The following is a 20,454-nucleotide window of genomic DNA, read 5'->3' as shown; positions in this document are numbered from 1 at the left end:
ACCGTTTACAGTAATTTGTATAAAAAGTACAATTTCGTTACATGAAACTGTACTTTGTTAACTTATTACTTCATTTGTGCCTTGATCAAGTCACCAATAGTCTTAGGACCATTGTCTTGAGAAGCTGATGCTGTACGCAAGTTAGCAACTGCTTCTTTCTCTTCAGCTTCGTCTTTCGCTTTGATAGACAAGTTGATAGAGCGAGATTTACGGTCAACGTTGATGATTTTCGCTTCAACTTCTTGACCAACTTCTAAGAATTTAGTTGCATCTTCAACGCGGTCACGGTTGATTTCAGAAGCTTTAAGAGTAGCTTCTACTTCGTCAGCTAACTTAACAGTTGCGCCACGAGCATCAACTGCAGTTACAATACCTTTAACTAAAGCACCACGTTCGTTAGCAGCTAAGAAATCATTGAACGGATCGCTGTTCAATTGCTTGATACCAAGGCTGATACGGTTACCTTCAGCGTCTACAGACAAGATAACTGCTTCAACAGTGTCACCTTTCTTGTAACGACGGATAGCTTCTTCGCCTTGTTCGTTCCAAGAAATATCAGACAAGTGAACTAGACCGTCGATACCGCCATTTAAACCAATGAAGATACCAAAGTCAGTGATAGACTTGATTGTACCTGAAACTTTTTCGCCTTTCTCATGAGACTTAGCAAACTCTTCCCATGGGTTAGCACGAGTTTGTTTGATACCAAGGCTGATACGACGACGTTCTTCGTCAACTTCAAGAACCATAACGTCAACTTCGTCACCGATCTGAACAACTTTAGATGGGTGGATGTTTTTGTTAGTGTGGTCCATTTCAGAAACGTGTACTAAACCTTCAACGCCTTCAGCGATTTCAGCGAAACAACCGTAGTCAGTTAAGTTAGTAACACGTGCTTTAACGATAGAACCTTTAGGGTAACGACTCATGATCGCTAACCATGGATCTTCGCCTAATTGTTTAAGGCCTAAAGATACGCGGTTACGTTCACGGTCAAACTTAAGTACTTTAACAGTAACTTCTTGACCAACTTCAACAACTTCTGAAGGGTGCTTGATACGCTTCCAAGCCATATCTGTGATATGAAGAAGACCATCAATACCGCCAAGATCAACGAATGCACCGTAATCAGTAAGGTTTTTGATAGTACCTGTAACTGTTTGACCTTCTTCAAGTTGAGCAAGTAATGCTTCACGGTCAGCAGAAGATTCAGCTTCCATAACAGCACGACGAGATACAACAACGTTGTTACGTTTAGCATCAAGCTTGATTACTTTAAACTCTAACTCTTTACCTTCAAGGTGAGTTGTGTCACGGATAGGACGAGTGTCAACTAATGAGCCTGGTAAGAACGCACGAACAGGACCGATGTCAACAGTGAAACCGCCTTTAACTTTACCAGAGATAACACCAGTAACGATTTCGCCATCTTCAAAGATTTTTTCAAGTTTAGTCCAAGTTTCAGCACGTTTAGCTTTTTCACGTGATAAAACTGTTTGACCCATACCGTTGTCAAGAGCTTCAACAACTACGTCAACAGTATCGCCAACCTGAACTTCAAGTTCACGTTGTTCATTTAAAAATTCAGCACGGTCAACAATGCCTTCAGATTTAAGGCCAGTGTCAACAGTAACCCAGTCACTATCGATGTTTACAACAACACCTTGGATGACTGCACCCTTTTCAACGTTGAGGTTTAATTCACTTTCTTCAAAGAGGGCTGCAAAAGATTCGGTCATGATATACCTGATAAAGTCAGCGGTCTTGGATCAGACAAGGCCGGTTTAGTTAAGTATCAACATAGTCTTTATAGACTGATCAAGCTATGCGTCAACTGATAATCTTAGTTGCTAACAGTACGGCTATTGACGTAATCAACCATCAACTTAAATACTTGATCGATCGTTAATTCCGAACTATCAATAATATAAGCATCTGCGGCTGGCTTGAGAGGAGCTACTTCTCGCTCCATGTCTCTTTTGTCACGCGCTTGTATATTAGCTAAAATGTCGTTTATTTTAGCATCTAGCCCCATACCCTGCAACTGTTTTACTCTTCGCTCAGCACGCGACTCAGCTGAAGCAGTCAAATAAATTTTAGCATTAGCTTCCGGGAAAATTGATGTTGCCATATCTCGGCCATCTGCAACTAATCCCGGAGTTTGTGCAAATGCTCTTTGGCGCTCAAAAAGTGCTTGTCTGAGCTCTGGTATTGCTGCAACTTTAGATGCATATTCTCCAACTCGCTCTGTACGGATAGTTTGGGTTACATCTTCCCCATCGAGGAAAACTAATGTTCCCTCTGCCGAGGTTTCAAACTTAATATTAAGCTGACGAGCATAGTTAACACACTCATCTAAATGGCTATCTAATTTTTCCAATAAATCATGTTTATGTAATGACAACCCTAACAAACGATATAAGGCACCCGAATCAAGTAAATGAAATTGATAATACGCAGCAAGTTTCGCCGCTAATGTTCCTTTACCCGAACCACTCGGACCATCAATAGTAATAATTTGAACTGTCATTGAACTCTCACGAAGAAGCAAATGCTTTAGCTAATCTCGAAAAGCCTAGTGTAATCGCTAGTTTTAGCTGTGCAAGAATTAATTTACTTACAACAGGAGCTTTTGCGGTTAATTCGATACGATACGTAACCAAAGTAATATAAGGAGTAATTTCTGAGAACTCGATTCGACCTAAATGGTGTTTCACTAGAGGATTATCAATCAGTTTATATTCAATACGTTTGTTTTCTTCGAGATGCGTGATTTCTTCTTTAAGTGGTTTAATCACGCCAAACCCCATACGACGAACAGAACCCACTCCATCAGGTCTTTCAGGATCTGCCGAATCTTTAACACGCACAACTTGTAGTGGAGCAAATGCAGTGTTGTAAGCTGCATGTTTAGAAAGCAGGTTAAAGACATCACTAAGAGGAGCATTAAATTCTTTTTGTATAGTAATTACATTACGCATGAAAGTTCCTTATTTAAATAAATCATGTCAATGAAACGGCATTAGTGTGCCATAACCTCATGACATTTTTTAATCATTTAAGGACGTTTTTTGTTGTTTCTCTTGTTTCTTTTGTTCACGTCTTTGCTTAAAAAAAAGACTTAACTGTTGAGCACATTTTTCATGTAAACATCCATGCTCAAAAGTAAATTTATGGTTGTAATAACCATTTTCTAATAATTGACGTGCACTCACGAGTGAGCCAGCTTTAGGTTCTGTTGTTCCAAATACGACATGTTTAATTCTTGCATGTACTAATGCTCCCACACACATTGTGCACGGCTCAAGCGTAACGTACAAAGTCGCATCTTCAGGTAAACGATAATTTTTCAATGACTCACAAGCCGCACGAATAGCTTGAATTTCTGCATGAGCCGTAGGATCAGATAAACCAATTGGAGCATTAAAACCAGCTCCAATTAACTTGTTTTGACTCACGATTACAGCTCCTACAGGAATTTCCCCCTGCTTGGCTGCTAATTCAGCTTGCTCGTAAGCAAGCTGCATCCAATACTCATCACTAAATTTAGACATTATTGATTATGACACTACGCCATATTGTCTAAGTAATGCATTCCAGCTATCAATCGTCGTGATCGGTGGATCATCGGCCAAAATACCTCGTAATGTAAGGTCTTCACATGCTTTCCATTCTGGCGATAAATCTTTATCGACTAAACGAGCACGTACGCCTTCCACAAAGTCAGGATGGCGAATTTTCCATTCAGAGATTTGCGCTTCTAAATCAAAAACTTCATCCCAAGAATGAACTTGTTTACCCCATTGCCATAACAACCAAGTAATTGCTGCCGTACTAGGCGAGCCCTTTTGTAAGTTTTCACTCGCTTGACGCAACCAGTCACTGCTTGCATCTCGCAAGCTGACGATCGCTTGATAGTCTTGTTCAAAGCTTGAACCACGGCAAACACTATGTATAACGTCTAACGAATTTTGTAATGGCCCTGCTGCAACCGGTCGATGTAAACTATTTAAAGTATCATCGATTGCACGGAAATCACCTGCCGGATAGTGAGCCCAATTAATATTGAGTACTTTCTGTAGAACATTATCACGTTGTGCTTCACAAATATGCGTCGCCCAACCAATGCTATATGCCCCAGCAGCCGTCATAATAGAACCTGTCAAACCAGTAAATAAACCAATTTGCCCACGGTCAGCAAGGAAACGGCTTGCTCCAACATCAGGGTATAAACCAATATTAATTTCAGGCATAGCCAAACGTGAATATGGTGTAACCAAACGGAAAGGTGCAGCCATAAACAAGCCTAAACCACCACCCATTACATAGCCTTCACCCCAAACAACAACCGGTTTAGCATAGTTATGTAACAATAAATCCAAAGCATATTCTTGCTGGAAAAATTTATTTGCGGTTTCTACTTCCTGATTAATTACCAGCTGACGTAATTTGCGTACATCTCCACCCGCACAAAATGCTTTTGGTGTAGTCGAGTCCAACCAAATTGCTTTTACTTGCTCATCATCACGGAAGTCTTCAAATACTCGTAATAGAGCCGTTACGATTGATTCATCTAAAGCGTGTAATGATTTAGGTCGATTCAAACGTACAATACGCCAACCATTTTTCGCTTCTTCAACTACCAAATCCGGATGATAGCTATTTACATTGGGAGAGTTCATCATGCGTCCAATTGCCAGTCTATGGGCTCAATGCCATGTTGTTTCAAATATTGATTTGTTTTGGAAAACACTTTACAACCAAAGAAACCACCACGATTAGCCGCAAGTGGCGATGGATGTGCAGCAGTTAAAACCAAGTGTTTTTCTCTATTTATACGTTGTCCTTTACGTTGTGCATAAGCACCCCATAAAATAAAAACAATGTGTTCACGTTGTTCATTTAAAACATCAATTACTGCGTCAGTAAACTCTTCCCAACCTTGTTTTTGATGTGATGTGGGTTGCCCTGCTTCTACAGTAAGTACACTGTTTAATAAAAGTACGCCTTGCTCAGCCCATTTGGTTAAATCACCATGACGAGAAACTGGCACACCTAAATCTGTATGTAGTTCATGAAAAATATTACGTAAAGATGGTGGTAATGCAACCCCTCTTTGAACCGAGAAACTTAAGCCATTTGCCTGATTTGGACCATGATATGGATCTTGCCCTAATATAACGACTTTCACCTGCTCTAACGGCGTAATATTTAAAGCATTAAATATTTGTTTACTTGGTGGATATATGGTTTTTTGAGCCTGTTTTTGTTGAAACAAAAAGTCTCTTAAACTATCCATATAAGGACTCAGTAAAAATGGAGTTAATGATCTTTTCCAGCTTTCTTCTAATTGAACTTTACTGAGTTTGTCTTGCTGTTGCTCAGTTAATTGCATTAATGTCATCCTAGATCAATTTTCATTTCTACAAACAAAAGGAAGTTAACTTACACTTCTACTTGTAAGTTAACATGCGGATTATGAAACTTAATCCCTTGTTTTAAATTTTCATACATATTTGGATCAGCCCATTCGGATTGGACTTGTTCTGAAAAAATAATTCCCTCAAGGTTTAACAGCCCCATTTGTTCATTTTGAATATCCTCAAGAAAACTTTGGGCATAACCTGTATCGGTTTCATGAACAATCACTGAATAGACTTCAACATCACCTTCCCCATTTTGGGTAACAGTAGATTGTAATACTTGCTGAGCTAAATAGAAGAAGATTCGAGAAAATTGCTCAGCAGATGGCGAAACTGGTAAAGAGATCCAACGCGCGCTAAAAGTCTTACAAGCATCAATATATTGTGGATCATCTTTTTCCCAGAAACAAATCGCATGATCAAAGCTATCGAAAAGGTCCTTAATTACGCCTTTTAACAGCCCAAAATCATATACCATTTGTCCATGATCTAATTTCGAAGCTTTAAGTAATAACTCGACTTTATAACTATGCCCATGAATAGATCGCTTACAACGATCCGATGTACAGTTACGTACAACGTGTGCATTTTCAAACTTAAATAACTTACGAATTAACATGTGCCAAATCGATCATTCCTTCTAAGAACATTATTATAAAGCAAAAGATAAAAACTTCGCACCACTTTTCAAATAGAAACAATTAGCAAAAAGTATGATAAGAGATGTGAAGAAATTTTGAAGATATTGATTTTTACTTTAAATACTGCCTATACAGAAGTATGACCTCATCCCTTTTATTAATAAGTTTCAAGTATTACAGACTCAGAAAAAATATCAATAAATTTATTTAGTTAAATGGAGCCATGCTTCTTGAATAAACATATACTTGTTTATCTTTTCTCATTAAAGCACTAGTAAACTGTCGCTTCCTATTATTTAGAACAACTTCAATCTGAGCTTGAAAGAAGCTGGATTTAACATCAATAAGGCTATTTACTTGATTTTTCTTTTGACTATCAACCGCTGAAAAAGCATTCAATTGCCATAATTCATCTACATTTTGGAAGAACTTTAAATTTTGTTGGCGTGTCTGTAATTCTCTTTCGATAGCTCCTATATCTAATTTTTCATCCATACTTGCTAAAACCAATGGCGAAGCAGTATTAATATTTAACTTCGAATTTTCTGGTAAAGCAGAAATATATGGAGCAATTAGATCAAATTTTTTTCCATCAAAGCCTCTCACTAGCTTTAACTCTTCAATACGATGGAATTTAGTATTCGCAGCCATGTAACCTGGATCCAAACCTTCATAATAACTACTTTCTGCCCCCATTGGCCCAGTTGGCTCATCATTTGGATCTTGCCAATCAATCACAGCTTGGCTTAATTCGGCTGGTAATCCCACACGTACCAATAAGCGTTCAAACCAACTTTTAGCATCTTCATTTACAATGCCTTCCCCGTTAGTTAGATTATTTAAATTAAATTTACCAGACTCATCAAGCAAACGACCAGATACTGAACCCTCTTCAATAGAAAACGGCGGCATAGGTTGTGCCCATGTCTCTTTTAAATGATCTACTCCACCTGCATTATTTGCATCTTGAATTAATAATTCTGAAAAAAAGGCTTCTGCACTTTTTGCATAAAGCAAAGATTGATTTTGGCGCATTAAGTAGGCTGTATTTTCCATAGTATTATTTTGATACTTGGCAATAGAAGCCGCTAAAATTGTAGCCAAGGCAACCATAATAAGTATTGTCAGTAAAGCGACACCCTGTTGGTGTTTGTAACTAACGGCCATTATGAATTACCTTCCTGCGAAAGCGATAAGTCACCCTGATTTAAGCTATAAATCCACTCATAATTTACACCAGCGACTGTAAGTTGGATTTTTATCCCTTTCGGTAATTTTTTTAACTCATTAGGTTTCGTTGGATCAATATTAACCTCGGGCCATTTTATGACTTCTTGCGGAGTCAAAACCATAATCTGATATTGGTCGACTTGACTTAACAAAGTACTCGATAAAGGTTGCTCTCTGTTCGAAGTATTTAAATTTGTATATTTAAGACGATATAGTTTTTTTTGATCTGCATCATAACGATATTCAATTCGTTCAAATGGTGATAAGCCTTGTTTTAAAGGATCTGTTACCCCAGCTTTACTAAAACGTAAAATTTGATTATCGATTTCTAAAGCTGGATGAATTTGCCCACCTTGGTTTGCGGATAAAGGGATAATCTGCAAAGTATCACGAAGAATTTGTTGATAAGCATCTTGTAATTCAAATAAATGCACTTCATGTTCGGCATTACGATCACGAACTTTGAGCAAGTAATCGAAAATTTTCCACCCCAATAAAGATAAAACCGCAAAGATAGCGATCGCGACTAACAATTCAACCAAAGTAAATCCTGAGGCGCGAGCTAATCGAGCACTGCTCGATCGTGCTGCAAGGCGAGAAGCAATGCTTCGGATGTGAATATATTTATTTTTTATCATTATTTTGCTTTCACTGAATAATTAAAAAAGACCATATGAGTAATGCCATTTTGTACTTTTCCCTTATCCGGATCATACAAACTCACTTGTAAATCAATTTTTTGAACATTCGGGCTAATAGTAGATTGAGCTGACTTATCAATTTGCCAAGTTTCACCTTGGGAAGTTACTTGCTTACTTTGGGTTCCTTGCAACCATTCTTGATTAATCTCCATCATAGCAACTTCATTCATTGCTACAAACTGAGCTTTGGTTCGCAAAATTGCATTTGAAGTGGACTGCGTGTACTGCATTGCCACTTTAGTTAAAGCGACAGCTGCGACTGCAAAGATTGCCAAAGCAACCATAACTTCTAAGAGGGTAAAGCCTTTAGATTTCATTTATTTTACCCAAGTGATCTATTTGTATTTCTGAACCAATCGGTTTTTGTTCTAAATAAAATTGTATTTTAACGGTTTTAGCTTCTCCATTGCCAAACCAGATAAGTTGAGGCGTTTGTCCTCCAATCAAATCTGTATTTTTAGCTTTAGAATAATTCTGGTCATCCAAGGGTTGTACTGAAAAAGAAACATGGGCAGGAAGTTGCCGTGTTTTAAACTCAGTATATTTCTGCCAACGGTTTTTTATATCTTGTACTTGTAAAGTGCTTTGATCGTGATATTCATAAAGTTCATAAGAAAATGGTGAGACATCTGTCTCACCATGAGTTTCTAAAGCCAATACACGTGATTGATCGAGCGATTCTTTATTAATTTTCTGTAAATCGAGTAAAAATAACTCTCTCGCCTGCATTGCTTTTTTTTGGTCGACGCCACCTATATTCAATACAACCAGAGAAGTCATAATTGTCATAATCACAATGACTACCATCACTTCTATGAGGGTAAAGCCTTTTTGTGATTGAAATGGTAGATTCGATTTCATATCGACCTATTAAGCGTACTGCTCAACTGCTTGTTTGGGTAAGGCTAATGCCTGGTCAATATAGGCTACTCGTAAAGTATCTCTTGAACCCAAATAACGTTGATAAAAGCTTGAATTCAGAATTGCAGCAGCTCCATGAGTGAGTGACCAGATTGAAGCTAAGTAATCTCGTGTAGTCATATGACTCTGGATTGATTCTAAATAATGATCAGTCATACGAATAATAATACGTAAGCGCTGCTTTCTCACTTGGTAGAGTTCATTAAAAAGATGGTGCACACCTTGCGCGGTAATTGAAAGCTTTTCTTCAATTTGGTGAAACAGCACTGTTCTTTCCGGATGGTGCAAATGATGCAACATAAAGAAAGCCAAATGTTCTGGAAAAGCCTTTTCAGTATCTTGAACCATTTCTAGTAACATGCGCTCATTACGAATAATTAGTAGCATGTACAATTCATCTTTACTTTGAAAGTGCTTGTACAAAGTACCTTTTGCCAAATCAAGCTCAGCAGCCAGCACATCAAGTGTCATTCCGGCTTCGCCATTTTCTAACAACAACTGTTCCGCAACTTGAAATATTAATGCTTCTCTTGCTCGGAACTGAGCTTGACGGTCCATCTTCACGCAATTACTCTCTTTATATAGTTTCTATAAGTTAAATCGCTTTAAGTAAATTTTCAAAATTCTGCGAGGTGATTCTTGCAATTTCCTCAACTGGCTTATCATATACCTCACTTAGTGCTTTCGCTACATAAGGTACATATTTTGGTTCATTCGTTTTACCACGATATGGTACGGGAGCCAAATAAGGGCTATCTGTCTCAATCAAAAGCCGATCTAAAGGAACTTGCTTGGCTACATCTCGTAGATCTTGAGCATTTTTAAATGAAACAATTCCTGAAAAGGAAATATAGTAACCACAGTCCAATACAGCTTTTGCTGTTTCCCAGTCCTCAGTAAAACAGTGCAAAATACCATGTGTAGATTGTTCAGCTCGAATAATATCCACCGTATCATGTTTTGCTGAACGTGTATGAACAACTACTAGTTTTTTAACATTTTTAGAGGCTTGAATATGACGAGCAAAACAATCTTTTTGCTCGTTAATAAAGTCAGTGCTGTGGTAATAGTCTAAACCTGTTTCACCTAAAGCCCACACCTTTTCCGATTGAGCCAATTCAGTCAAATACTCAGTCGTTGCTCGAGCCATAGTATCAACATCCTCACACGGATGTACGCCTACCGTATACCCCACATCTTCATGACGCTTTGCGATTTCAGCTAAAGCAATATGATCATCAAGGTCAACTGAAATTGCCATAAACTTAGAAACACCCTCTGCTCGCGCAGCAGCAAGTGCGAGATCTAAATCACCGTTATAAGGCGTTAAATCTAACATTGTTAAATGGCAATGGGTATCAACAAACACTGTTCTTTCCTATCTGCTTACATGGTATAACTTGGGCGATCTAAAGACATACTACCAGCTAAAATCCGCTCAGCTTCAGCTTTATAGTAAACTCCTTTATCACCACTCAATTGAATTGCGAAACCTTGCGGTTTAAATCCACTTTGCTTATGTGAAATCCAAACTACTTTACCAGTTAAAGGAATTTTTTGTGATTGTTCTGGTAACGTAGCTAAAATAAAAATTTCCTGGCCCATCTTCACTTTTTGCTTTGATGGTACAAATAAGCCCCCACCTTGTACATATCCCATATAACTTGCTTGCAATGTTGCTCTATCTGGAATATTGACCTGAATAATTCCACCCATTTGTGGTTGCATTAGTGTTCCCCTTAAACGTTCATTAATTTTATAAAAAGTTGATCTATGATGAGTTGTGTTTGTACATTCTGTTCAACTAATCTTTTAGATTGCTGTAATTCCTCATAAAGACTGAATAAGCTTTCTAAATTATAGTTTTGCGCTAATTGATCGAACTGTAAATCAATATTTTTCTGTGATTGATTGAGCTTGACACAAATTAAATCCCCTAACAAGTATTCAAGAAGCATCATAAAATCACTAAAGTTGAGTTCTTTTTGCCATTTAGCCGAATAAAATAAAGGCATATTTTTTTGATTTACAATTTTAGTCCAGTCTTCTAAAAAAGACTGTCTTTTAGCAAACCAATCACTAGTCGCAATTTCAACTGCTTGCAAAGGCATATCATTAGAAAGGGCTAGCAATAATTCAGGTGGTACAGATACTGTTTCAGCTAAATGTTCATTTAGATAAGATGTGGCTTCTGTATATGAAATACGGTCTAAAGCAAAATGCTGTAAGCGACTTCGAATCGTTGCCGGTAATTTCAAATAATGATCGGCCAACAAGATTAAAACGACGCGTTCACCTGGCTCTTCTAAGGTTTTTAGCAGTGCATTTGATGACGCAAGATTTAAAGCTTCAGCTGGCTCAATAACAACAACACGCCATCCCTCACCAGTTTGTTGTACAAATGGCAATAAATCTCGAATTTTTTCTATTTTAATTTTTGCATTCTGTTTTTTATTTTCTTCATCTGTCGTGATATGAACATAGTTTGGATGCGTATCTGATTTTAACCATTGACAGCTACTACATTCACCACAAGCACCTTGAGGTTGTTTATTTAAACAAAGTACCCACGCTAAGAAATGCTTAGCAAAAGCATGTTTACCACAACCTTGTTTACCATAAAATAATAAGCCATGCCCAATATTAGGAAAACGTGTTGTTAACGTTTCCCATATTGTCTGTTGCCACGGATAAACCTTAGAAGTCACATTCTGATTCATTAAATTAACGCTTACTCAAAAGACTCAACAGGCATATTATTTAAACGATCAAGATCTGCTTGAGTGTCAACACCTGGTGGTAAATTCGCTTCTGCTACAGCAATAGCAATACGGTGTCCATTTTCTAAAACACGCAATTGCTCAAGACTCTCGAGCTTTTCAAGTTTACCCATTTCCCATGTAACATATTCTTGTAATAAGCTCACACGATAAGCATATAAACCTAAATGACGAAATGCTTGAGTATGTAAAGTTGGTTCGTCTCGCTTAGCGCCATCTCGGTCATAAGGGATCGTTGCACGGCTAAAATATAATGCTTCATTTTGTTTAGACATGACTACTTTTACGATACTATCACGCTGAAATTCATCCAACGCATGAATAGGCTCACATAATGTAGACATTGAACAGTTTGGCTTATCAACCAAAAGCTTTGCAACTTGTTGAACAAGCTGGGCTGGCAGTAATGGCTCATCGCCTTGTACGTTTACAATAATGTCATCAGCATCCCATCCTTTAATACGAGCAACTTCACTTAAACGATCTGTTCCCGATGGATGGTCTGCACTTGTTAAAACAACATCAACGCCCTCTGCACGACATATTTCAGCGATACGTTCATCGTCCGTTGCTACACATAGGTCATCGAAACCTTCAACTTTTTTTGCTTGATCCACCACTCGTAAAATCATAGGACGATCATGAATAAGTAACAATGGCTTACCTGGCAAACGCGAACTTGAGAAGCGTGCTGGAATGACGATATGTTTCATTTTTTCTTCCTAAGATATTTGAATATCAAGCTTTTGCAATTGTTGATTTAAAACCTGATAGCACTCTGTAGACAAAACAGCTTTAACTGGCACAACCCAAATAGGTCGTTTAAATTCTGGATGCTTTTCAAGTAATGGTAACAACTTAACTGCATCTTTTTCAGTTGTAATGATAGGTTGGTCATCATTAAATAGAAGGTCATCAATACTGTAATCATGATGATCACGAAAAGCATGCTCTTGAAATTGTTTCACCCCTAAACCTTTAAGTGTTTGGTAAAAGCGCTGAGGAAAACCAATACCGACTACTGCATGGTAATTATTTTGAATATTGAATGATAATTCAGTTGCCGAAGAAGGATTCAATAAGTAAGGCTGCCCTGCATCAAGATGCATATGCAATGTAGTTGTTGGTGTGAAAGTATGCTCAATTACCGTACTAGTTTTTAAACGTTCCACAGGTTCACGTAAATATCCCTCTGGTAATAACTTTCTATTTCCAAGACCACGATTTTGATCAAGTACGATCCATTCTATTTGGCGACCTAATGCCCAATGTTGCAACCCATCATCACTAATAATTAAATCTAGTTTAGTCGATGCTAATAATAACTCGATTGCTACTTGTCTATTGGGTCCTACTGCCATAGGTACGCCAGTTGACTGTACAATCAAAGCAGGTTCATCTCCTGCTTCAGCTGCTTGACTAGCCGATGTCACCAACATAGGAAAAGGGCCAGCTCCACCATAGCCTCTACTAATTACCCCTACCTTTACATTATGCTGCTTTAGATAATTGACGAGCTCTATTAATAATGGCGTTTTTCCACTTCCCCCCACCGTAATATTGCCAATTACCATGACTGGCACAGGTGCGGTATAAACTTTTTTAAAGCCTGAACTATAAAAACCACGATTTAGTAAAAACCCAGCACGATACAAGCAAGACAAAGGACGTAAAACAATCAACCAACTTGATTGCTTATTCCATGCATTTTGGATCAGCTGGGCTAAAGACATACTTAATGGTCCTCAAAATTACGCTGATGTAATTGATAATAAGCACCGTGCTTAGCAAGTAATTCTTGATGAGTACCTTGTTCAACAATTTGTCCGCGGTCCATCACAACAATACGATCCGCATTTTCAATGGTAGATAGACGGTGAGCAATCACAATCGTTGTACGATCTTGCATAGCTTCATCAAATGCTTGTTGAATAAAGTGTTCAGATTCATTATCAAGCGCACTTGTCGCCTCATCTAAAATGAGAATTGGGGCATTTTTCAAAATTGCACGAGCAATTGCAATACGTTGACGTTGACCACCCGATAAATTTAGACCTTGAGCACCCAAAACAGTATCGTAGCCATTTGGTAAGTTCATAATAAAGTCGTGGGCATAAGCAGCCTTTGCTGCAGCTATTACGTCTTCATCACTTGCATTATGTAACTGACCATAAGCAATGTTTTCACGTACAGTTCGGTTAAACAAAACAACTTGCTGATTTACCATTGCAATTTGTGTACGCAAACTTGAAAGCTCAATATCACGTATTGGCAAATCATCTAAATAAATTTGACCACTTGAGACTTCTTGGAAACGTACCAACATGTTCACTAAAGAAGTTTTACCAGCACCAGAGCGCCCTACCAATGCAACAGTTTCGCCTGGACGAATATCTAAAGAAAAGTCTTTAATCGCTTGCGTACCGTCAGCATAGTTAAGTACAACATGGTCAAAACGAATTGCACCTTGCAACTGCGGTTTAAGTTCACCACTATTTTGCTCTTCAGGTAAATCTAATAATTCAAAAACTGAGTGTGCAGCTGCTAAACCCCGCTGTAACTTTTCATTCACATCTGTCAAGTTTTTAACAGGCTTTGAAAGTAACCCTGCTGCCGTAATATATGCAACAAACTCACCAGCAGTTGTATTCCCTAAAATTTGTGGTCTTAATGCTAACCATACAATTAGAGCCATTGCACAAGCCATTACCACTTGAACAACAGGACTATTTAGGTTTTGCACAATCACCATTTTTAAACCACGTTTTAAGTTTTCTTCCGATGACTTATAGAAACGCTCTTGTTCTGACTCTTCACCAGCGAAACTTTTAACAACTGCATTACCATTAATACTTTCTTGCACTACATGGTTAACATCACCCATAGTATCCTGAACTTGCATCGAGAGTTTGCGCATTCTTTTTGAAGCTTTACGCACCAAAATCCCAATTACAGGTAAGAACACCATAATACAAATTGTTAAACGCCAATTGGTATAGAACAAATAACCTAACAACCCCAACGTAATCATGCCATCTCGAACAATGGTTTTTAATGATTCAGATGAAGCAGCTGTAAGTTGCTCGACGTTATACATAATTTTGGCAGTAATATGACCCGAAGAGTTATCGAGATAATATTGAGCCGGCAGTCTTAGAAGTTTTGCATAAACTTCTTGGCGAATACTAAAAACCAAACTACGCGAGATCACAGCCGTATAGTACCCCCCCATAAATAGGCCAAGGCCACGGAAGAATACCAATAAAATGATTAATAAAGGGAACCAATCCAGATCCGCTCTACTCGCATTTTGAATTGCATCAATAATAAATTTAATGAGCTTAGCAACAGAAACCTCCGTTGCTGAGTTCATACCGAACCCGATAAGAACTAATAAGGCCACGCCCCAATAAGGTTTTAAATAGGATATGAGACGCAAATAAACCTTAAAATCTTGATTCACTCAGAAAAACCTCTAGAAGGAACTTTGGTACTAATATTGATGTTAACAAAACCGAGTTGTCCTGCTACATCCATAACACGAATAACATCCTGGTGGGACGCTTTTGCATCAGCAGCAATGATAAACATAAAGTCACGTCGCTCTTGAGCAATTTGCTTAATTGCAGTGCTCAAATCAGCCACATCTTTGGTAGATAGCGCCTGACCATTCACGGCGTAATGTCCGCTAGAGTCTACCACGACTTCAATTTTATGATCGTACTGTTTTGGTGGAACACCTTGTGCATCTGGTAAAGTTAAATTGATGCGACTTGGCTGATTAAAAGTGGTAGATAACAATAAAAACACTAGAATGAACAATAAACAGTCAATCATAGGTGTTAAATTGATATGAATGTCTTCAACTTGAGAACGTTTAAACTTCATATTGCGATCTACCCATCAACCAACGCGGCGATGTTCTTGCATGACTGAAGAACGTTTGTAAAACAATGAGGCATGAAATAGCGTAGATTGTTGCTCTAACTCAGCAATATAATCTTGCACTACTCTTTGAAAATATCGATAGGAAATAAGTGCAGGAATTGCAATGAGCATACCAACTGCTGTTGTGATCAAAGCCTTGGAAATACCGGGAATCATTAAACTAGGACTACCTGCCGAACCAAAATCAATAACCAAAAAAGACTCAATAATTCCCACAACTGTTCCAAGCAGCCCTAGTAGAGGCGCTATAGCACTTAAGGTCCCTAAGAAGTTAATATTTTTTTCTAAATAAGAAATTTCTTGAGAAGCCATAGCTTCCATTTGTGCTCGAGCAAATTGTTCGCCATGTTCCTGATGCTCAAAACCAGCTTTTAGAATATTGCCCAATGCCGTGCTTTGCGCATTATTATCCTGTTCCAAATTTGTTATGACAACAGAAATATCTGCACTGCCATCATTCATTAGTACTTTAGGTAAAACTTGTGAACGTCTTAAACGTACAAAACGCTCAATACTAATTGCGACGGTTAAAATTGAACACAAAATTAAAGGCAGCATTAACCAGCCGCCCGCTTTCACAAGTTCCCACATATTTTCTTCCCCAAGAATATAAATTAGAAATATATGACCTAACTTAGAATTAATCTGGTAAACAAATATTCAAAATACCATCTAACTCATCGAGTGAATGATAGTGAATAACAAGCTTACCTTTACCTTTCTGGTTATGATCAATTTTAACATTGGCACCAAAACGTTCTGATAATTTCTGAGTTAGTTGCTCAATGTCTGGTGCAACAGGAGCTTTTTCCTTTTCCTGTTTAGGCTCGTTCCAATCGCGCACTAACTGCTCAGTCTGACGAACAGATAATCCTTTCTCAATTACAATTTTTGCAACTTCAAGTTGTTCTTTGCCCTTTAAAGTTAAGATGGCACGAGCATGCCCCATATCAAGCTGGCCTTGCTGCATAAATTCTTTAATGTCATCAGCCAAGCTCAACAGACGTAATAAATTACTTACCGTTGTTCTTGCTTTACCGACTGTATCAGCAATTTCTTGATGGCTTAAACCGAATTCATCATGGAATCGTTGTAGCGCCAACGCTTGATCTATCGGGTTTAAATCTTGACGTTGAATATTTTCAATAAGTGCTAAAGCAATAGCAACCTGATCATTTAAATCACGAACAATTGCAGGGATTTCCGTTAAGCCAGCAATTTGAGCTGCGCGCCAACGACGCTCACCTGCAATAATTTCGTAAGGATGAGCTTCATCATCTACAGGACGAATAACAATTGGCTGCATTACCCCATGTTTTTCAATAGAGGATGCCAACTCTTGCAAATCATGCTCATGGATAAAACGACGTGGTTGATATTCACCTCGTTTCAACAACTTCACGTCAATTTGCTTTAACTGACCATGATCAAGCGCTTGAGCTTCTAGTTGTAATTTTTCTTTTTGAATTGAACCAAGTAATGCATCTAAACCACGACCTTTCGCCAATCCGCGTTTTTTGATGCTCATACTTTACTTCCTTTCTTCACTTTACTTTTCTTTAACATCTCAGCCGCAAGATTTAAGTATGCAACTGCACCTTTCGAACTTTTTTCAAAATAAATCACTGGCAAACCATGCGCTGGAGCTTCAGCCAAACGAACATTACGTGGAATCACAGTGTCGTAGAGTTTCTTACCAAAATATTGTTCCAACTCAGCAGATACATCGCGAGTTAAGGCATTACGCGCATCATACATGGTGCGTAAAACACCAATAATTTCCAAATCTGGATTTAACGCTTTTTGAATACGATCGATCGTTTGAGTTAAATCTGCCAAACCTTCTAATGCATAGTACTCGCATTGCATTGGAATGATTACACCATCTACTGCAGCTAAAGCATTCACGGTAATTAAACTTAAGCTAGGCGCGCAATCAACAATAATGTAATCGAATGAGTCTCGGATTTCATTCAAAGCATTCTTTAAAATGAACTCACGACCTTCTTGCTCTGCAATGGCAAGCTCGACACCAGAAAGTTCACGGTTTGAACCCAAAACTTTATATCCAACCTCAGCTTTTTGAATTGCCGTTTCGATTGGCACTTCACCCAATAACACATCCGTAATTGAGTAAAGTAGATCATTCTTTTGAATACCAGACCCCATCGTAGCATTACCTTGCGAATCTATATCGACAAGTAGCACACGTTTTTTCAATACAGCTAGTGACGCTGCAAGATTTACTGCAGTCGTTGTTTTACCAACACCACCCTTTTGGTTTGCAATCGCAATAATTTGAGCCATGGTAACCCTAATACTTTTTATTTAAATTCGTTGAAGTAAAAGTAAATGACGTTGTTCATCAAGTCTCGGTACATGCAGTTCAATCACTTTACATGAAAATTCCTGCTTAAGCTCTTCCATTTCTTCAACTGGAATCAGTCCTTTCATCGCGGCAATTATACTCTGCTCATGTAAATATGGACGCGCAGCCTCAACAAAATCTGTTAATGATGCAAATGCACGACTTGTTATTACATCAAATTGGCCAAGTTCATCAATTGTATCTTGATTTTCAACACGCGTTTGCACAGCTATTACGTTTTTAAGCTTAAGGTCAGCAATAAACTGTTTCAAAAAACGAATTTTTTTACCATTTGAATCAAGCAATACACAAGAGCGTTCTGGCTGACATAAAGCAATGATCATGCCTGGCATGCCACCACCTGTACCTACATCGAGCAAACGACCTGCTGGCAAATCTTTCAAAATACTTAGGCTATCCAACAAATGCTTCACTAACATTTCTTTCGGATCACGAATCGCTGTTAGATTATAAGCTTTGTTCCAAAGTACCAAAGCATCTTGATACTTCAACAATAATGTCAAAGCTTCATCGCTAAGCGATAAACCTAATTTTTGACTACCCTGTTGTAACTCTTGAAAAAACGGATGCATAAACAGATAACATCTAAGTAAAATTTAAAACAAAGTATACCCATTTATGCATCGTGGAACACTAGTTAACGATTAGCGATTACGCAGTTAATCGTAGAAGCCTTCACGAATTTGCAAATCTAGCTCCATTAAACGCTCAGGCGTTCCCACATCCACCCATGCACCTTTAAGCTTTTCACCAGATATTTTTTGATTGTGCATGGCTTGCTTCAACAGTGGGGCTAAAGGACGTTTACCAGCTTCCAATCCATCAAAAAGCTTAGGATGGATAACAGATACACCACTAAACGTGAGGTTCTCGCCCTTCACATCTTGATCAAACGCAAAAGCGCGTCCATTTAATAATGTAAAGTCGCCTTCGGGATGCTGTTTAGGATTATCAACTAATACAAGATGTGCCAAATCATCATTTAACTTAATATGGCGTAGAGCTTCAAAATCCATTGTAGTCCATACATCTCCATTCACCAGAATGAAAGGATCTGTTCCAAGCAGTGGCAAAGCATTAATAATTCCGCCAGCTGTTTCCAGCCCTTCTTCTTCTCGTGTCCAACGGATATCCACACCAAATTGAGAGCCATCTCCCAAGTTACTGATGAGTTTGTCGGCTAACCACGCAGAATTGATGACTATTTCGGTCACACCGATTTTCCTAAGTTTTTCAATATGCCACACAATAAGTGGCTTACCCCCTACCTCAAGCAGAGGCTTTGGTGTATATAGTGTGAGTGGACGCATACGATTGCCCAAGCCAGCAGCTAAAATCATTGCTTTCATTATGCTGCAACCTCATAAGGGCCATATTTTTCAATAAATTTAGGCATTACTGAACTGTGAATAAATGCCATGAAGTCATCAAGCTCATGATAGCCACGGCTCTCTTCAAGTAAATACCACATGACTCGCGGTAAATCCTTCAAATAACCAGACTTACCATCTCGCTCGAACAAACGGACAAAGATACCTAAAATTTTGATATGGCGTTGAATTGCCATTAAATCAGCATCACGTTTAAATTGGTCAAAGCTTCGGTTTTGTCTAGCAGATGCTGGTAAAAGCTCATAGAACACTTTAAACCATTGATAAACACGCTCAGCATTCCACTGCACGTATGCATCACGTGTAATCGAGATTAAATCATATGTATCAGCACCAATAACCGCGTCTTGGAAGTCAATTACTCCCAATTCTTCTTCATTAGCAATTTTCATTAAATTACGGCTATGAAAATCACGATGTACAATAACTTGCGGTTGAGCTAATGCTGCCTGAGCCAAGAAATCAAATGCATCATCAATAGTTTTCTTTTGCTCAGCTGTTGGATGGATATCGAGTGACGGTAACATCCAATCTGTTAACAACTGCATTTCCGATAAAAGCTTTTCATAAGAATAAGCCGGAAAATGTTCAGCACCATTAATCGATTGCAAATGAATAAGCTGTTTAAAACTCTGTTCATAATATTGATCAACTGTTTCATCGTTTAACAATGTAGACAGCAGCACATCACCAAAGTCTTCTAACAATAAAAAACCTTGATTTATATCTTTTGCAACGATCTGAGGTACCCGAACCCCATGCCCTGCAAAAAACTCGTCAATCGTCACAAACGGAACACAGTCTTCTTTTTCAGGAGGCGCATCCATAAGCATATACGTTTTATTTTGTAACTGGATGCGAGCATAACGTCGAAAGCTTGCATCCCCTGCTAAATAAGCGATCTGAAATTGATCATTTTCAAGAACAGATGTAAGCCATGTATGTATCAATTGTTCACGTTGTGTATTCATTTGCAATAAAATCTAAAACAAGCTGAGATTTTTGAAGGGTTAAGTGTAGCCACTTATAA

The 20,454-nt window shown here is 38.3% G+C and carries 25 protein-coding genes; all 25 read right to left on the bottom strand.

Going from position 1 to position 20,454, the window contains the following annotated elements:
* Positions 1 to 65: 65 nt before the first annotated feature.
* Positions 66 to 1,739, bottom strand: a complete 1,674-nt coding sequence (gene rpsA / locus NQ782_RS05115) for a 30S ribosomal protein S1 (RefSeq protein ID WP_086230979.1) — start codon at positions 1,737 to 1,739, stop codon at positions 66 to 68.
* 104 nt (positions 1,740 to 1,843) lie between these two features.
* Entirely contained in the window at positions 1,844 to 2,530 is a 687-nt protein-coding gene (gene cmk, locus NQ782_RS05110; protein ID WP_000218018.1) for a (d)CMP kinase, read from the bottom strand.
* 7 nt (positions 2,531 to 2,537) lie between these two features.
* Positions 2,538 to 2,981, bottom strand: coding sequence for an SRPBCC family protein (locus NQ782_RS05105; protein ID WP_001246675.1), 444 nt, complete (start codon positions 2,979 to 2,981; stop codon positions 2,538 to 2,540).
* A gap of 69 nt (positions 2,982 to 3,050) precedes the next feature.
* Positions 3,051 to 3,554: a tRNA adenosine(34) deaminase TadA gene (gene tadA, locus NQ782_RS05100; RefSeq protein ID WP_001997771.1), complete on the bottom strand. Its 504-nt coding sequence runs from the start codon at positions 3,552 to 3,554 to the stop codon at positions 3,051 to 3,053.
* A 6-nt stretch (positions 3,555 to 3,560) separates the two neighbouring features.
* Positions 3,561 to 4,685 carry an enoyl-CoA hydratase/isomerase family protein gene (locus NQ782_RS05095; RefSeq protein ID WP_001983908.1) on the bottom strand — a complete coding sequence of 375 codons (1,125 nt, stop codon included), beginning with the start codon at positions 4,683 to 4,685 and terminating at the stop codon, positions 3,561 to 3,563.
* A complete protein-coding gene (ung, locus tag NQ782_RS05090) occupies positions 4,682 to 5,395 on the bottom strand; it encodes a uracil-DNA glycosylase (protein WP_001177530.1) in 714 nt (237 codons plus the stop codon). Before ung ends, NQ782_RS05095 begins: the two co-directional genes overlap by 4 nt.
* A 50-nt stretch (positions 5,396 to 5,445) precedes the next feature.
* A complete protein-coding gene (locus tag NQ782_RS05085; RefSeq protein ID WP_000908453.1) occupies positions 5,446 to 6,042 on the bottom strand; it encodes a 6-carboxytetrahydropterin synthase in 597 nt (198 codons plus the stop codon).
* A gap of 229 nt (positions 6,043 to 6,271) precedes the next feature.
* Positions 6,272 to 7,231, bottom strand: coding sequence for a type II secretion system minor pseudopilin GspK (gene gspK / locus NQ782_RS05080; RefSeq protein WP_057092779.1), 960 nt, complete (start codon positions 7,229 to 7,231; stop codon positions 6,272 to 6,274).
* A complete protein-coding gene (gene gspJ, locus NQ782_RS05075) occupies positions 7,231 to 7,932 on the bottom strand; it encodes a type II secretion system minor pseudopilin GspJ (protein WP_000594582.1) in 702 nt (233 codons plus the stop codon). The genes gspK and gspJ overlap by 1 nt, the downstream gene beginning before the upstream one ends.
* On the bottom strand, positions 7,932 to 8,312 hold the full coding sequence (gene gspI / locus NQ782_RS05070; protein WP_000836912.1) for a type II secretion system minor pseudopilin GspI: 381 nt from the start codon (positions 8,310 to 8,312) through the stop codon (positions 7,932 to 7,934). Before gspI ends, gspJ begins: the two co-directional genes overlap by 1 nt.
* A complete protein-coding gene (locus NQ782_RS05065) occupies positions 8,302 to 8,856 on the bottom strand; it encodes a type II secretion system protein (RefSeq protein ID WP_000841373.1) in 555 nt (184 codons plus the stop codon). The genes gspI and NQ782_RS05065 overlap by 11 nt, the downstream gene beginning before the upstream one ends.
* A gap of 9 nt (positions 8,857 to 8,865) precedes the next feature.
* Positions 8,866 to 9,474 carry a TetR/AcrR family transcriptional regulator gene (locus tag NQ782_RS05060; RefSeq protein ID WP_000375838.1) on the bottom strand — a complete coding sequence of 203 codons (609 nt, stop codon included), beginning with the start codon at positions 9,472 to 9,474 and terminating at the stop codon, positions 8,866 to 8,868.
* Between the two features lie 37 nt (positions 9,475 to 9,511).
* A complete protein-coding gene (locus NQ782_RS05055; RefSeq protein WP_267581180.1) occupies positions 9,512 to 10,285 on the bottom strand; it encodes a TatD family hydrolase in 774 nt (257 codons plus the stop codon).
* A 17-nt stretch (positions 10,286 to 10,302) separates the two neighbouring features.
* The gene (locus NQ782_RS05050; RefSeq protein WP_001183025.1) at positions 10,303 to 10,644 is read right to left on the bottom strand and encodes a PilZ domain-containing protein; all 342 of its coding nucleotides are present in this window, start codon (positions 10,642 to 10,644) and stop codon (positions 10,303 to 10,305) included.
* A gap of 11 nt (positions 10,645 to 10,655) precedes the next feature.
* A complete protein-coding gene (locus NQ782_RS05045; protein ID WP_057092777.1) occupies positions 10,656 to 11,636 on the bottom strand; it encodes a DNA polymerase III subunit delta' in 981 nt (326 codons plus the stop codon).
* An 11-nt stretch (positions 11,637 to 11,647) separates the two neighbouring features.
* Positions 11,648 to 12,409: a 3-deoxy-manno-octulosonate cytidylyltransferase gene (gene kdsB / locus NQ782_RS05040; protein WP_000680696.1), complete on the bottom strand. Its 762-nt coding sequence runs from the start codon at positions 12,407 to 12,409 to the stop codon at positions 11,648 to 11,650.
* Positions 12,410 to 12,418: 9 nt separating this feature from the next.
* Positions 12,419 to 13,429 (bottom strand): tetraacyldisaccharide 4'-kinase, encoded by a 1,011-nt coding sequence (gene lpxK, locus NQ782_RS05035; RefSeq protein WP_000050450.1) that lies wholly within the window; start codon positions 13,427 to 13,429, stop codon positions 12,419 to 12,421.
* 2 nt (positions 13,430 to 13,431) lie between these two features.
* Complete coding sequence (gene msbA / locus NQ782_RS05030; protein ID WP_001070729.1) at positions 13,432 to 15,159, bottom strand: lipid A export permease/ATP-binding protein MsbA; 1,728 nt, start codon at positions 15,157 to 15,159, stop codon at positions 13,432 to 13,434.
* Positions 15,156 to 15,584, bottom strand: a complete 429-nt coding sequence (locus tag NQ782_RS05025; RefSeq protein WP_000669684.1) for a biopolymer transporter ExbD — start codon at positions 15,582 to 15,584, stop codon at positions 15,156 to 15,158. Before NQ782_RS05025 ends, msbA begins: the two co-directional genes overlap by 4 nt.
* Before the next feature lie 15 nt (positions 15,585 to 15,599).
* On the bottom strand, positions 15,600 to 16,235 hold the full coding sequence (locus NQ782_RS05020; RefSeq protein ID WP_000264035.1) for a MotA/TolQ/ExbB proton channel family protein: 636 nt from the start codon (positions 16,233 to 16,235) through the stop codon (positions 15,600 to 15,602).
* Positions 16,236 to 16,284: 49 nt separating this feature from the next.
* Entirely contained in the window at positions 16,285 to 17,172 is an 888-nt protein-coding gene (locus NQ782_RS05015) for a ParB/RepB/Spo0J family partition protein (protein WP_000023429.1), read from the bottom strand.
* A complete protein-coding gene (locus NQ782_RS05010) occupies positions 17,169 to 17,951 on the bottom strand; it encodes a ParA family protein (RefSeq protein WP_000057212.1) in 783 nt (260 codons plus the stop codon). Before NQ782_RS05010 ends, NQ782_RS05015 begins: the two co-directional genes overlap by 4 nt.
* Before the next feature lie 21 nt (positions 17,952 to 17,972).
* On the bottom strand, positions 17,973 to 18,605 hold the full coding sequence (gene rsmG / locus NQ782_RS05005) for a 16S rRNA (guanine(527)-N(7))-methyltransferase RsmG (RefSeq protein ID WP_000553193.1): 633 nt from the start codon (positions 18,603 to 18,605) through the stop codon (positions 17,973 to 17,975).
* Positions 18,606 to 18,692: 87 nt separating this feature from the next.
* On the bottom strand, positions 18,693 to 19,382 hold the full coding sequence (gene murU / locus NQ782_RS05000; RefSeq protein WP_057092774.1) for an N-acetylmuramate alpha-1-phosphate uridylyltransferase MurU: 690 nt from the start codon (positions 19,380 to 19,382) through the stop codon (positions 18,693 to 18,695).
* Complete coding sequence (locus NQ782_RS04995; RefSeq protein WP_057092772.1) at positions 19,382 to 20,395, bottom strand: aminoglycoside phosphotransferase family protein; 1,014 nt, start codon at positions 20,393 to 20,395, stop codon at positions 19,382 to 19,384. The genes murU and NQ782_RS04995 overlap by 1 nt, the downstream gene beginning before the upstream one ends.
* Between the last annotated feature and the right edge of the window lie 59 nt (positions 20,396 to 20,454).

It is taken from the genome of Acinetobacter sp. BD54 (assembly GCF_044778325.1).
Classification (GTDB): domain Bacteria; phylum Pseudomonadota; class Gammaproteobacteria; order Pseudomonadales; family Moraxellaceae; genus Acinetobacter; species Acinetobacter baumannii.
This window is presented reverse-complemented; position numbering and strand designations above follow the sequence as displayed.

What these genes read in the sequence shown, in the direction of transcription:
- rpsA (WP_086230979.1), bottom strand. Translation starts at nt 1,739, where the DNA reads ATGACCGAATCTTTTGCAGCCCTCTTTGAAGAAAGTGAATTAAACCTC.
- cmk (WP_000218018.1), bottom strand. Translation starts at nt 2,530, where the DNA reads ATGACAGTTCAAATTATTACTATTGATGGTCCGAGTGGTTCGGGTAAA.
- NQ782_RS05105 (WP_001246675.1), bottom strand. Translation starts at nt 2,981, where the DNA reads ATGCGTAATGTAATTACTATACAAAAAGAATTTAATGCTCCTCTTAGT.
- tadA (WP_001997771.1), bottom strand. Translation starts at nt 3,554, where the DNA reads ATGTCTAAATTTAGTGATGAGTATTGGATGCAGCTTGCTTACGAGCAA.
- NQ782_RS05095 (WP_001983908.1), bottom strand. Translation starts at nt 4,685, where the DNA reads ATGATGAACTCTCCCAATGTAAATAGCTATCATCCGGATTTGGTAGTT.
- ung (WP_001177530.1), bottom strand. Translation starts at nt 5,395, where the DNA reads ATGCAATTAACTGAGCAACAGCAAGACAAACTCAGTAAAGTTCAATTA.
- NQ782_RS05085 (WP_000908453.1), bottom strand. Translation starts at nt 6,042, where the DNA reads ATGTTAATTCGTAAGTTATTTAAGTTTGAAAATGCACACGTTGTACGT.
- gspK (WP_057092779.1), bottom strand. Translation starts at nt 7,231, where the DNA reads ATGGCCGTTAGTTACAAACACCAACAGGGTGTCGCTTTACTGACAATA.
- gspJ (WP_000594582.1), bottom strand. Translation starts at nt 7,932, where the DNA reads ATGATAAAAAATAAATATATTCACATCCGAAGCATTGCTTCTCGCCTT.
- gspI (WP_000836912.1), bottom strand. Translation starts at nt 8,312, where the DNA reads ATGAAATCTAAAGGCTTTACCCTCTTAGAAGTTATGGTTGCTTTGGCA.
- NQ782_RS05065 (WP_000841373.1), bottom strand. Translation starts at nt 8,856, where the DNA reads ATGAAATCGAATCTACCATTTCAATCACAAAAAGGCTTTACCCTCATA.
- NQ782_RS05060 (WP_000375838.1), bottom strand. Translation starts at nt 9,474, where the DNA reads ATGGACCGTCAAGCTCAGTTCCGAGCAAGAGAAGCATTAATATTTCAA.
- NQ782_RS05050 (WP_001183025.1), bottom strand. Translation starts at nt 10,644, where the DNA reads ATGCAACCACAAATGGGTGGAATTATTCAGGTCAATATTCCAGATAGA.
- NQ782_RS05045 (WP_057092777.1), bottom strand. Translation starts at nt 11,636, where the DNA reads ATGAATCAGAATGTGACTTCTAAGGTTTATCCGTGGCAACAGACAATA.
- kdsB (WP_000680696.1), bottom strand. Translation starts at nt 12,409, where the DNA reads ATGAAACATATCGTCATTCCAGCACGCTTCTCAAGTTCGCGTTTGCCA.
- lpxK (WP_000050450.1), bottom strand. Translation starts at nt 13,429, where the DNA reads ATGTCTTTAGCCCAGCTGATCCAAAATGCATGGAATAAGCAATCAAGT.
- NQ782_RS05025 (WP_000669684.1), bottom strand. Translation starts at nt 15,584, where the DNA reads ATGAAGTTTAAACGTTCTCAAGTTGAAGACATTCATATCAATTTAACA.
- NQ782_RS05020 (WP_000264035.1), bottom strand. Translation starts at nt 16,235, where the DNA reads ATGTGGGAACTTGTGAAAGCGGGCGGCTGGTTAATGCTGCCTTTAATT.
- NQ782_RS05015 (WP_000023429.1), bottom strand. Translation starts at nt 17,172, where the DNA reads ATGAGCATCAAAAAACGCGGATTGGCGAAAGGTCGTGGTTTAGATGCA.
- NQ782_RS05010 (WP_000057212.1), bottom strand. Translation starts at nt 17,951, where the DNA reads ATGGCTCAAATTATTGCGATTGCAAACCAAAAGGGTGGTGTTGGTAAA.
- rsmG (WP_000553193.1), bottom strand. Translation starts at nt 18,605, where the DNA reads ATGCATCCGTTTTTTCAAGAGTTACAACAGGGTAGTCAAAAATTAGGT.
- murU (WP_057092774.1), bottom strand. Translation starts at nt 19,382, where the DNA reads ATGAAAGCAATGATTTTAGCTGCTGGCTTGGGCAATCGTATGCGTCCA.
- NQ782_RS04995 (WP_057092772.1), bottom strand. Translation starts at nt 20,395, where the DNA reads ATGAATACACAACGTGAACAATTGATACATACATGGCTTACATCTGTT.